Genomic DNA, 12,781 nt, shown 5'->3' with positions numbered 1-12,781 from the left:
TACAAGGAGCATATTTCGCATGGCGGGTCATTCCAAGTGGGCCAATATCAAGCATCGTAAAGCCAAACAAGATGCTAGTCGTGGTAAGTTGTTTACCAAATACATTCGTGAACTGACAACTGCTGCTAAACTCGGCGGTCCGGATGCAGGGAGCAACCCTCGCTTACGTGCTGTAGTCGAAAAAGCATTATCGGTCAACATGACACGTGATGTGATTAACCGTGCGATTCAACGTGGTGCTGGCGGTGAAGATAACGATGACTTAAAAGAAGTCACCTATGAAGGTTATGGTGTCGGCGGTGTGGCCGTGATTGTTGAAACCATGACTGACAACTTAAACCGTACCGTACCAGACGTTCGTCACTGCTTCTCTAAAACCGATGGTAACTTAGGCACCAACGGTTCAGTGGCCTTCTTATTCACCAAACGTGGTGAAATTACGTTTGAAGATGTGTCTTTAGAAGATCAGATCATGGACGTGGCATTAGAAGCCGGTGCAGAAGATATTGAAGTCTCTGAAGATGAAATTCTGGTGATTACCACTCCAGAAACGTTTGGTACCGTTCAGGATGCTTTAGCAGCAGCAGGTTTAAAATCTGACAATGCTGAAGTGGTGATGAGCCCATCAACCAAAGCTGAAATCACCGACATCGATCAGGCTAAGAAAATCATGAAGATGATTGATATGCTTGAAGATCTGGATGATGTTCAGAACGTTTATACCAACGTTGAATTCTCTGATGACGTTTTAGCAGCCTTAGATGCTTAAAACTTACAGATAAAAAACGCGCTCATCTGGCGCGTTTTTTATTTCTTAGAAATTAAACTTTATTGAGCAAATTCGAGCAGTTTAAAACATTATATTCTTTAATGACGAAGCTCGAATGCAGCGCCACCACATGGTCAATTTTACCAATGCGTTTGAGTAAAATTTCACTGTAGTTTTCCATATCCCGCGCAATCACTTCTACAATAAAGTCAGCGGTTTGCCCGGTCACCAAAAAGGCATTAATCACTTCGGGAATATTTTCCAGTTCTTCCAGAAACTTGGCAAAGGTATCGGTATCATGTTTACTCAGCGACACCTGCAACAGGACATGCAGACTAAAGCCGAGTTTCTGGTAATTAATTTCCCGCTTTAAACCTGAAATAATATTATGATCAATCAGGCTTTTAATCCGGCGATGTACCGAACTCACCGACAAATTCACCCGCTCCGACAGTTCATTTAAATTGACATCTTCATGACTTAAAATTTCAAGAATATGCTTATCAAAGCGATCCAGTTCCATTTTTATACTCTTTTTAACAGGCAATGACACTTTATAATTTTAGCCGAATCAGTACCACAACAATATTTATTTCTCATTATTTTTTCATCTATTGAAATTTTTTTTCAAGATATGATGTGCAGACACAACTGTAGCCTAACGGATCAGACCTCTGCCATTTATCTTGATCTTTTAAAAACAGATAAACGGTTAGCTTCAATAAACCGCTGTTTTCTCAAAAATTTCCTTCTCTCTACTGCGTTTAAATTGCCTTCTCTGCCCAAATACAGCTAATTCCAGAACGTTCATCTTTTACAAGTGTATACAAATAGATTAAAAAAAGATGCGTTTCAACACCAGCAAAACAAAAACATAAGAACACAAGGAATCGTCTTCATGGCTTTTAAATCTTTCAGTTTGCTGAAAAGCAAGCTCAGCCCGGTTTTAACTGTCGAAACCCAAACCAGCAGCTTTTTCAGTGGCATCAGCTCGACCTTGTCGAACTGGTTTGGACAACTCACCAGCCCCTCTACCCCAACCCTCGACAGCTTATTGCAAAGTCTGTTGTCTGGAAACAGCCTGGACAGTAGCAGTCTTAGCAATTTAATCAGCCAGTTTACAGGAAGTAATAGCGGCAGTTTGGATATTTCTAGCCTGATTAATCAACTGACCCAAGCCAATGGGGGCAGTTTTGATCTGGGCTCAATTAGCAATTTAATCGGTGGTCTGATTGGCGATGATACTGCTGATCTGGATTTTGAAGCCATCAGCCAGCTGATTGGTGGCTTGATTGGCGGTGGTTCTGACGATCTCGATATTGCAGCCATTGCTGAATTGGTTGGTGGTCTCATTGGCGGCGGTGCTGGTGACTTTGATATCGGCGCAATCGTAGAACTGGTGAGCGGCCTGATGGGTGGTAGTTCGGGCGATCTCGATATTGCAGCCATTGCTGATCTGGTCGGTGGTCTCATCGGCGGCGGTGCTGGCGACTTTGATATCGGTGCAATTGCCGGATTAGTCGGCGGATTAATCGGTGGTGGTTCGGATGATCTCGACATCGCAGCGATTACTGAATTGGTTGGTGGGTTGATTGGCGGCGGTGCTGGCGATATTGATATTGGCGCGATTGCCGGATTAGTCAGTGGATTAATCGGTGGTGGTTCAGGCGATATCAACATTGCAGCGATTGCTGAATTGGTTGGCGGTTTAATTGGTGGTGGCGCTGGCGATATTGATATTGGCGCGATTGCCGGATTAGTCAGCGGTCTGATTGGCGGTGGTTCAGGTGATATCGACATCGCAGCGATTGCTGAATTGGTTGGTGGGTTGATTGGCGGCGGTGCTGGTGATATTGATATCGGTGCAATTGCCGGATTAGTCAGCGGATTAATCGGTGGTAATACGGGTGAAATTAACCTTGAAACGATTTCTGAACTGTTTGAAGGACTCATCGGCAATAACACCGGTGATCTGAACCTTGAAACACTGACCCAGTTATTTGAAGGCTTAACAGGTAGCAGCAGTGAGTTTGACTTAAGTGCCTTACTTGGCGGTCTCCCAGACATCGGCAGTGGTTTTGATTTAGGTGGCTTACTGGAAGGTCTGACTGACGGTGGCACAGACTTTGACCTAGGCAATCTTACTGACAGCTTGGGCGATGCATTTGGTTCAACTGACTTTAATCTGGAAGATCTGTTACAAGGCGCCAGTACAGGAGCAGACAGCAGTCTGAGTCTGGACAACCTGTTACCTGAACTTCAAGAAGCTCTGCAATCGACCAGTACAGAAAGCAGTAGCAGCAACTTTGACCTGCTCAGCCTTGCGCCGCAACTGCCTGCAATTGATCTGGATTCATCTACCCCATTCATTTAATGGATTTGATAAAGTCATAAAAATACGCGCTACAGGCGCGTATTTTTTATGGTTGCCGTTTAGATACCGCGCCAGTCCACACGGGCATGACGCTCGGTCTGATAAATTCTCAGTACATATTGCCCTAAAGGTAAATCACTGAGTTCCTGTTTAAATTGCAGGAATTGTTCGGACAAGGTTTCGCCCTGCTCTTTTTCCCACGGTGTATCCTGAATTTCCAGAATCGGAGCCAGCATGGAACAGACCGCAATATCCGCCAGGCCTAAACGCTCACCGACAAAATATGCGCCGCCATTGGCTATCAGACGCTGGTTTAATTCGGCTATTAAACGGCGCATTTCCCGTTCCGATTCATCAACCTTGTCCTGATCCAGCTGATAGCCTTTGGAAATCAGCATCTTCATAATCGGTTTGGAGTATTTTTCAAATTGACGTAAATAACCTTTTTCACCAATCAGCAAATCTAAAGGCTGCTCACTTTCAGATAAAGTATGTGCCAAGCCCCAGCGACGAACGTGATAGCCCAGAGTCGAGGCCAACTGGTCAATCTCCAGTGCTTCATTGCGCTGTGTCGGGTCTGGGCGTAATAAGGTATGCTCCGGATACACCTCATCTAAATACAGGGCAATTTGGGTACTGTCCGCAATCCATTGATCCTGATCGCGTAAAATCGGCAGCTTGTTTTGTCCGGTTTTTAGCTTGGCAAAAGCACGATGCACACCCGGAATTAAGTTCTGCGCGTTATAATCCAGTTCCTTATGATCCAGCAACCAGCGTGCTTTTTCACAAAAATGAGATAAAGGAAACTGGTACAAAATACGCATATCTTCTCCGTCAATTTTTATTTTTTGTTCAATAATTTGAACAGCCAACATCCATTGGCTACTTTAGTCATACTGCTGCCGAAAAACAATGCGCTTTTTATTCAAAAATCGCCGGTATTCGGCCAAACGCTTCATCAAGCGTATCTAGGTCAGGCTATCCTGTTTAAAAATCAACACAGATACGGCACGCATTACTCCACCATCCGCAGCACATATTTCATAAATATGCTTTTTCAACAAACATCCCCGCCATGACCTGACTTTATGCTGGCTTTCATGTAAAATCAGCGACAATTTTTGAATAACACTTTGTGAGTCATTTCATGGGTTTTAATTGTGGTATTGTAGGTCTGCCTAACGTTGGTAAATCGACTCTTTTCAACGCCTTAACCAAAGCTGCAATTGCTGCTGAAAACTTCCCGTTCTGTACCATTGAGCCAAACACCGGTATTGTGCCGGTGCCGGATGCGCGTTTAGACAAACTGGCGGCCATTGTAAACCCACAACGTGTCCTGCCGACCACCATGGAATTTGTGGATATCGCCGGTCTGGTTGCAGGTGCTTCAAAAGGTGAAGGTCTGGGTAACCAGTTCCTGGCCAACATCCGTGAAACTGACGCGATTGCTCACGTGGTGCGTTGTTTTGAAGATGAAAACGTCATTCACGTCAATGGTAAAATTGACCCGCTGGACGATATTGCCACCATCAACACTGAACTTGCGCTGGCCGACTTAGAAACGGTATCGAAAGCCGTGACCCGTTTAACCAAAACAGCCAAAGGCGGTGACAAAGAAGCGGTTGCGACCAAAGCCGTTTTAGAAAAAATCCTGCCATTACTGGATGAAGGCAAACCGGCACGTGCAGCCAATCTGGACGATGACGAACGTAAACTGATTCGTGGTTTTGGTTTATTAACCTTAAAACCAACCATGTATATTGCCAACGTGGCGGAAGATGGCTTTGAAAACAACCCGCACTTAGATGCAGTACGTGAACTGGCAGCAGCTGAAAATGCGATTGTAGTACCACTCTGCAACCAGATTGAAGCCGAAATTTCATTATTAGAAGATGATGAACGTGCTGAATTCTTAGAAGCGATGGGTATGGAAGAACCTGGCCTGAACGTGGTCATCCGTGCAGGTTATGGCTTACTCGGCCTACAAACTTACTTCACTGCCGGTGTGCAGGAAGTACGTGCCTGGACGGTGAAAGTCGGTGCAACCGCTCCACAAGCGGCAGGTGTCATTCATACCGACTTCGAAAAAGGCTTTATCCGTGCTGAATGTGTGGCCTATGATGATTTCGTACAATACAACGGCGAAGCCGGTGCCAAAGAAGCAGGTAAATGGCGTTTAGAGGGTAAAACTTACATCGTACAAGATGGTGATGTTTTACACTTCCGTTTTAACGTGTAATCGCCTGATATCAATGAAAAACCCTCAAATATTTGAGGGTTTTTTTATACTCTTTTTTTGAAGAGCAATCTTTGGCTCACCACAATTTAAGCAAGAAAATTAATCAATTCAGCGAACCGATCTTGATATCTTCTTTGATTTACTGAGATGTTATTGAATTCCCTACGCTTTCCAGTTCTCGAAAGCGCTTGATTTCAGTGCACTCAAGCGCACCATAACCGTTCAGCACCGTGAAAGATGCGCCAATATCTTGCAGACTAATTGTGTAATGTAATCGCTATTCTGATTGCAAAGATCAATTTAATACGGCGGCGCCATTAAAAAAGCGGAGCCAGAACTCCGCTTATTGATGCTTCAGGATGCTGTCGCAATCGCATTGCCTTTTTGTTTGGGATCGGTATTGCCCAGTTCCGGATGGGCAATCGCATCGGCACATTGCTGTTTATCGCGTTCATAATCGGCCTGTTTCTGGCTTACCGTTGCGCTACTTTCCAAAGTGGCACGCGCCCAGATTTCCAGACTGGTGAGTGCTTTACGGCATAAGGCATATTTTCCTTCGGTGACTGAATCGGTCATTTTGACGTTAATGCGCCATTCGGTGCTTAACTGGCGCGCCGGTTTGCGTACATTATCTTCAATTAAATTGCGCTGTTTGCGATAAACATAAGGTTCCACCTCATTCATCAGCTTCCAGGCCGCTTCTGCATACGCCGTTGCATCATTGGTCAGTTTCGGTGCAGGTTTAATTTCCGGCTTTTCACCGGACTGATCGCCCCCACAGGCCTGTAATAACAGGCTACTGCCCAGTACAGTTGCAACCACAAATTGACGTGTTTTGAACATCCACATATCTGGCTCGCTTCAACAAACATTTCGGCACTATGCTAGTGAATTCGGGTACAATACACAATCATCATTTGACTCCTTGTTCAACTCTCCTTCAGGTGTGTCGTGTCTGAACACAAAACGCTTTCCACACAGCCAGCCGGTTTTTGGCAAGGCGCTAAAGATAGCCAAGCCATTATTTTTACTTATCTCCCCGTTTCTTTTGCATTTGGCGTTTCGGCGACCCAATTCGGTTTTAGCGCCTGGGAAGCCCTGTTTTTATCCTGCACCATGTATGCCGGTGCCAGCCAGTTTCTGGTGGTGGCCCTGTTAGGCAGCGGCACCTCCATCTGGATGACCGCCCTGACTGTCATTGCACTGGATATTCGCCATCTGCTCTATGGCCCGGCCTTAACCAACCTGATTCAGGACCGGCTCAATTTAAAGAAAACCGCGATCTGGGCCTGGGGCCTGACCGATGAAGTCTTTGCTTCTGGCATGATCAAGCTGTCGCAGCGCCGGCAACAATGGTCGGAATCCTGGATGCTGGGTTTAAGTCTGTTTAGCTGGATGTCATGGGCGCTCGGTTCTTTACTGGGCGGTCTGTTTGCCGATCAGGTCAGTAAGCTGCCGCAGTTTTTACAAGCCGCACTGGATTTCCTATTACCGGCCCTGTTCCTGAGTTTCCTGCTGGCCGCCTTTGAGAAAAAACATACCTTTGTGGTCAGTGTGACTTTGGTGGTATCAGCTATCGCCTGCTATTTCATTGACCTGTCCGCTGCCATCTTTATTGGTATTTTATCGGGCATTTTTGCAGGTCTGTTCAAACACTATGTCTTAAAACAACTGGATGATGCATACGCAGGAGGCTCACATGAATCTTGAAATTATTCTGGTCGGGATTGTGGTCGGCATCGCCAATTTTGCTTCACGCTTCGGGCCGTTTTTTGTGATTCAGAAGTTTCAGCAGGACTCACAAAAACGGGGTGCTCTCTGGCTAAAGATTGCCCTGGGTTCAATTGGTATTGCCGCAATCAGTTCAATGCTGGTGGTCGCGACCTTGCCACCGTTACTGGAAACGCCCAATAAAAGTTTTGCCATGCTGGTCGGATTTATAGTGCTGACCGGGCTGTATTTTAAATACAAGAAAATTGTACCGGCTACGCTGACAGCGGCCGTGACCTATGGCCTGATTTATACCTATATTCCATTTTCCTTCTAGGTTTTGACTTTAAAACCAGATACATTGACGCAGTGCAGCAGTTGTGCTGCGTTTTCAACACTGTATTTCCTCTTGCTTACTGCGTCTAAAAATTGTTGGACAAAATCACGATTTTCTCCAAATCGGCACTAACATCGCGGTGCAGTTCTGCTATGCTAAAAGCCCATAAAATCAAGCATGGATGAATTACATGAGCGTGACGATTGGTACTCCTCTTCAAGCTTCGGCATTTAAAGTATTGCTATTGGGTTCAGGAGAATTGGGGAAAGAGGTGGTGATTTCTTTACAACGTTTAGGTGTAGAAGTGCATGCCGCCGACCGATATGATCATGCCCCTGCCATGCAAGTAGCGCATCATGCCCACACGATTAATATGGCCGATTCTAACGCACTGAAACAGCTGATTGCTCAGGTGCAACCGCATCTGATTGTGCCGGAAATTGAAGCCATTGCCACAGAAGTACTGCTGGATATTGAAGCGCAAAACGTTGCTACCGTGATTCCATCAGCCAAGGCAGTCAATCTGACCATGAACCGCGAAGGCATCCGCCGTCTAGCTGCAGAAGAACTGGGACTGCCAACCTCTGCCTACCGTTTTGCCGACTCGCTGGAAAGCTTCCGTGCAGCCTGTGATGATATTGGCTATCCAAACTTTGTGAAGCCGGTGATGTCCTCCTCAGGCAAAGGCCAATCCCGGGTAAAAAGCTTTGATGAAGTCGATGCCGCCTGGGACTATGCGCAAACCGGTGGCCGTGTGAATCAGGGCACCGTGATTGTTGAATCGCAGATTGATTTTGATTTTGAAATTACCCTACTCACGGTACGCTCTAAACATCCAGAAACTGGTGAAATTGAAACCTCATTCTGCGACCCGATTGGCCATCGTCAGGATGCCGGTGATTATGTGGAAAGCTGGCAGCCACAACCAATGAGCAGCCAGGCCTTAGCAGAAGCCAAACGTATTGCCCACAAGGTTACCAGCGCACTTGGCGGCTGCGGTATTTTTGGGGTAGAACTGTTTGTCAAAGGCGATCAAGTGTGGTTTAGTGAAGTGTCACCTCGTCCACACGATACCGGTTTAGTCACGTTGGCCTCACAATACCAGAGTGAATTCGAATTACATGCCCGTGCTATTCTCGGCTTGCCAGTGAACACGGCGCGTCATAGTGTGGCTGCCAGTGCAGTGATTTATGCCGGTGTGGATGACCAGAACCTGTCATTTTCTGGCTTGAATCTTGCTTTAGCTCACCCGGATACTGATTTACGTCTGTTTGGCAAACCGGAAGGCTTCAAGCGTCGCCGCATGGGTGTGGCCACCGCCCGCGCAGAAACCACTGAGCAGGCACGTGAGCTGGCTTACGCTACTGCACAAAACGTCAGTGTCAATCAAAACTAGTCGCACAACACGGAACGCTGTTCATGATCAACACCTTACCCTTGCTGAATTACGTAAAAAGTAACCATGACATTCAGGCCATTAATCAGTGGCGAAGTGATGTTGAACATCAGCTGGGGGAATGTTTTGAAAATGGACATTCGATCCGTGACATTATTCTGGCGCGCTCCAATTTTATTGATGAGGCGCTAAAATTCCTGTGGCAACATGCCGGACTGGACCAGACCGATTTAGGCCTGTTTGCGGTGGGCGGTTATGGCCGCCGCGAAATGTTGCCCTATTCCGATGTCGACATCATGATCCTGTCAGAAGATGAAATCTCACCGGAACAGGAAAAACTGATTTCAACCTTTATTTCATCGCTGTGGGATGTCGGTAATTTCAAACCCGGCATTAGTGTGCGTACCATTCAGGATTGCGTGATTCAGGCCACCAATGACCTGACGGTAGCGACCGCTTTAATTGAAGCACGACTGATTATTGGCAATGAACATCTGGCCAAATGGCCACGCCGGATTGTGTCGCAAACCTGGACCGATAAAACCTTTTTTGATGCCAAGATGGAAGAGCAAGCCAAACGCTATGCTCAGCACAACCATACCGAAAGCAATTTAGAGCCGGATATTAAAACCGCGCCGGGTGGCATCCGCGATATTAACCAGATTGGCTGGATTGCCAAACGGCATTTCCGTGTCAACCGTATTTATGATCTGGTGCATCTGGGTTTTATTTCCGAGTTTGAGCTGGGCGTACTGGAAGAAGCCGAAAGTTTCCTCTGGGAAATTCGCCATTATTTGCACCTGCTGACCAAACGCGATGAAAACCGCCTGCTGTTTGATTATCAGCGTGATATTGCAGCCAAGTTCGGCTATGTCCGTGAAGAAGGCAAATCACCCAATTATCCGATTGAACAGTTCATGAAGCGTTATTACCGCACCGCGCAGCAGGTGTCGACGCTAAATGAAATGTTACTGGCCTATTTTAATGAATCGGTGATTACCCCGCGCCTGCCGCAATATGAACGCCAGATTGAAGAAATTAATGAAAACTTCAAACTGGTCGATGGCAAACTGGCGGTGCAGCATCACAAGATTTTTTCTGAAAAGCCCAGTGCGATTCTGGAAATTTTCTATCTGCTGGCCAATCGTCCTGAAATTACCGGGATTCGTGCCCGCACCTTACGCCTGCTGACCCTGGCTGCCAAACGGATTGACCGCGATTTTCGTGATAATCCAGTCCATCAGGCGCTGTTTATGGCGATTTTACGCTCGCCGTACCGTTTATATGACACCATGGTGGCAATGAAACGCTATGGTGTATTGGGCAACTATATTCCGGCTTTCGGGCAAATTACCGGCCTGATGCAATATGACCTGTTCCATATTTATACCGTCGATGCGCACACCCTGCTGCTGATTCGCAACCTGAACCGCTTTAAAGAACCGGAATTTGCCAAAGATTTTCCGGTGGTCAGCTCGGTGTTCCAGCGTCTGGCGCGTCGTGACATTGTCTATCTGGCCGCAATTTTCCATGACATTGCCAAAGGTCGTGGTGGCGATCATAGTGAACTTGGCGCCGCCGATGCGATTGCCTTCTGCCGCACGCATGGCTTTACCGAACGTGAATGCAATCTGGTGGCCTGGCTGGTGCAAAACCACCTGCTGATGTCGGTCACTGCACAGAAAAAAGATATTTCCGATCCGGATGTGGTCAAAGCTTTCGCCGAACTGATGGGCGATATGGAACATCTGGATTATCTGTATACCCTAACTGTGGCCGATATTAACGCCACCAATCCAACCTTATGGAACACCTGGCGCGCCTCGCTGATGCGCCAGCTATACACCCATGCCCGTGATGTGATCCGTTCCGGCCTGGGTCGTCCGGTGGATTATCAGATGCTGATTGAAGACACCAAATTTGCGGCCAGCGAATTACTGGTCGAGGATTTCTCGCTGGAAGAAGTGGAAAAAGTCTGGCAGGAACTGGGCGATGAATACTTCCTGAAAGAAACCGCCGATGAAATTGCCTGGCATACCCGTGCCATCTTGCAGCACAGTGATAATCCGGCACCGTTGGTACTGATGCGCGCGCATCGTAAATATGCGCAAGATGCGGTGCAAATCTTTATTTACACCCAAGATCAGCCGAACCTGTTTGCCACCACGGTGGCGATTTTAGACCGCATGAATCTGGATGTGCAGGACGCGCGGATTATTACCGCCACCAAAGCCTTTAGTTTAGATACTTATGTGGTGCTGGACCGTTTTGGCACCCTGTTAACCGATGCCGAGCGTCAGGACACCGTGATTCAATCACTGGTCACCGCATTAAGCCAGTCGGATAAATATCCGGGACTGATGCAGCGCCTGATTCCGCGCCAGCTGCGCCATTTTGATATTGAAAATACTGTAGACATTAGCCTGAATGCCGCACTCAACCAGAACATGGTGGAAATTGCGACACTTGACCAGCCGGGCTTACTTGCCAAAGTCGGCGGCTTGTTTATGATGCAGGGGCTGGATATTCATTCTGCTAAAATTGCCACCCTAGGCGAACGTGCCGAAGATATTTTCTTTGTCACCAAAAAAGATGGCGCGCCCATGAATGCAGAAGAAGCCAAAAGCTTTGCGGCCAAATTAAAGGCAGCACTTGATGAAGCCTCAAATCAGGTGTGCCAACATTAACATCAACCTATCGGTAACGATTACATGAACTCAAGTTTGTCTTTATTGCACCCTTATCCATTTGAAAAGTTAAACCGACTTTTTCAGGATATACAACCGGCCGATTTACCGCTGATTCCCCTCTCAATTGGAGAACCGAAGCACCCGGCACCGGAATTTGTAAAACAGGCCATTATTGACAACTTCCAGCATTTATCGACTTACCCGAACAGCAAGGGTCTGCCTGAATTACGCCACAGCATTGCCCAGTGGCTAAGTCGCCGTTTCAAGCTGAACAGCATCAGTGCAGATCACCATGTTTTACCGGTTTCAGGTACCCGTGAAGCGATCTTCTCTTTTGTACAGGCACTGGTGAAACGTGAAGATGCACCGTATGTGGTGATGCCAAACCCGTTTTACCAGATTTATGAAGGCGCAACCTTACTGGCCGGGGCCAAGCCGTATTTCATTAACTGTACCGAAGACAACCAGTATTTAGGTGACTTTGATGCCGTACCAGCCGAAGTCTGGGAAAAAACCGCGTTGCTATTTGTCTGTACGCCGGGCAACCCGACCGGTGCGGTACTGTCCAAAGACCAGTTTAAAAAGCTGATTGCACTGTCTGATCAATACGGTTTTGTGATTGCCTCAGATGAATGCTATTCAGAGCTGTGGTTTGATGAAGCCCCGACCGGTCTGCTCGAAGTCTGTGCCGAAATGGGCCGCGACGACTATAAAAACTGCGTGGTTTTCCATTCGCTGTCCAAGCGTTCCAATCTGCCGGGGATGCGTTCAGGCTTTGTTGCCGGCGATGCCGATTTACTGAAACCGTATTTGCAATACCGTACCTATCACGGTGCAGCCATGCCGGTACAGCATCAACTGGCCTCTATTGCGGCTTGGGATGATGAGCAGCACGTTGAAGACAACCGCGTGCAATACCGCGCCAAATTTGACTTGTTCCAAAGCGAGCTGGGGCAACTACTCCCTTTACAAAAACCGGATGCCGGTTTCTATTACTGGCTCAAAGTTGATAATGATGAAGCCTTTGCCAAAATGCTGATGGAAAAAGCGCATATTAAAGTGTTGCCGGGCCGGTATTTATCGCGTGAAACCGAGCAAGGTAATCCGGGTGAAAATCATGTCCGTTTAGCCTTGGTGGCCGATATCGCCCAGTGCGAACAGGTGATTCAACGCCTCAAAGCGATTTTGTAGGTGCTGATATTAAAAAATCCACTCTATTGAGTGGATTTTTCATTTTAGGCAGGACTAAACACTGTTTGCATGGAT

General features: G+C 47.0%; 11 protein-coding genes. 8 read left to right on the top strand and 3 right to left on the bottom strand.

What is annotated here, in order from left to right; all coding sequences use genetic code 11:
• Positions 1–19: 19 nt before the first annotated feature.
• Positions 20–769 (top strand): YebC/PmpR family DNA-binding transcriptional regulator, encoded by a 750-nt coding sequence (locus tag F905_RS03530; protein ID WP_005177213.1) that lies wholly within the window; start codon positions 20–22, stop codon positions 767–769.
• A 52-nt stretch (positions 770–821) separates the two neighbouring features.
• Here the strand turns inward: F905_RS03530 and F905_RS03525 are convergent, their stop codons facing one another.
• Positions 822–1,292, bottom strand: coding sequence for an Lrp/AsnC family transcriptional regulator (locus F905_RS03525; protein ID WP_005177212.1), 471 nt, complete (start codon positions 1,290–1,292; stop codon positions 822–824).
• 375 nt (positions 1,293–1,667) lie between these two features.
• Between F905_RS03525 and F905_RS03520 the strand changes: the two genes are divergently transcribed.
• Positions 1,668–3,143 carry a hypothetical protein gene (locus F905_RS03520; protein ID WP_005177210.1) on the top strand — a complete coding sequence of 492 codons (1,476 nt, stop codon included), beginning with the start codon at positions 1,668–1,670 and terminating at the stop codon, positions 3,141–3,143.
• Between the two features lie 59 nt (positions 3,144–3,202).
• Here the strand turns inward: F905_RS03520 and F905_RS03515 are convergent, their stop codons facing one another.
• Positions 3,203–3,967 (bottom strand): glutathione S-transferase family protein, encoded by a 765-nt coding sequence (locus tag F905_RS03515; protein ID WP_005177208.1) that lies wholly within the window; start codon positions 3,965–3,967, stop codon positions 3,203–3,205.
• A 323-nt stretch (positions 3,968–4,290) separates the two neighbouring features.
• Here F905_RS03515 and ychF point away from each other — a divergent pair, with 323 nt between their 5' ends.
• Positions 4,291–5,382, top strand: coding sequence for a redox-regulated ATPase YchF (ychF, locus tag F905_RS03510; RefSeq protein WP_005177206.1), 1,092 nt, complete (start codon positions 4,291–4,293; stop codon positions 5,380–5,382).
• A 354-nt stretch (positions 5,383–5,736) separates the two neighbouring features.
• Here the strand turns inward: ychF and F905_RS03505 are convergent, their stop codons facing one another.
• Complete coding sequence (locus F905_RS03505) at positions 5,737–6,231, bottom strand: hypothetical protein (RefSeq protein WP_005177204.1); 495 nt, start codon at positions 6,229–6,231, stop codon at positions 5,737–5,739.
• A 102-nt stretch (positions 6,232–6,333) separates the two neighbouring features.
• Here F905_RS03505 and F905_RS03500 point away from each other — a divergent pair, with 102 nt between their 5' ends.
• The 5 genes from F905_RS03500 (at position 6,334) to dapC (ending at position 12,706) form a co-directional block, all read left to right on the top strand.
• Positions 6,334–7,092 carry an AzlC family ABC transporter permease gene (locus tag F905_RS03500; RefSeq protein ID WP_005177201.1) on the top strand — a complete coding sequence of 253 codons (759 nt, stop codon included), beginning with the start codon at positions 6,334–6,336 and terminating at the stop codon, positions 7,090–7,092.
• Entirely contained in the window at positions 7,082–7,429 is a 348-nt protein-coding gene (ygaH, locus tag F905_RS03495; RefSeq protein ID WP_005177199.1) for an L-valine transporter subunit YgaH, read from the top strand. Before F905_RS03500 ends, ygaH begins: the two co-directional genes overlap by 11 nt.
• Before the next feature lie 190 nt (positions 7,430–7,619).
• Positions 7,620–8,825, top strand: a complete 1,206-nt coding sequence (gene purT, locus F905_RS03490) for a formate-dependent phosphoribosylglycinamide formyltransferase (RefSeq protein WP_005177197.1) — start codon at positions 7,620–7,622, stop codon at positions 8,823–8,825.
• A 23-nt stretch (positions 8,826–8,848) separates the two neighbouring features.
• Complete coding sequence (gene glnD, locus F905_RS03485) at positions 8,849–11,512, top strand: [protein-PII] uridylyltransferase (RefSeq protein ID WP_005177196.1); 2,664 nt, start codon at positions 8,849–8,851, stop codon at positions 11,510–11,512.
• A gap of 24 nt (positions 11,513–11,536) precedes the next feature.
• The gene (dapC, locus tag F905_RS03480) at positions 11,537–12,706 is read left to right on the top strand and encodes a succinyldiaminopimelate transaminase (protein WP_005177188.1); all 1,170 of its coding nucleotides are present in this window, start codon (positions 11,537–11,539) and stop codon (positions 12,704–12,706) included.
• Positions 12,707–12,781: the final 75 nt, after the last annotated feature.

Source organism: Acinetobacter sp. CIP 53.82, assembly GCF_000369465.1.
Classification (GTDB): Bacteria; Pseudomonadota; Gammaproteobacteria; order Pseudomonadales; family Moraxellaceae; genus Acinetobacter; species Acinetobacter indicus.
The sequence above is the reverse complement of the archived record's forward strand: the minus strand, read 5'-3'. Positions and strand labels throughout refer to the sequence as shown.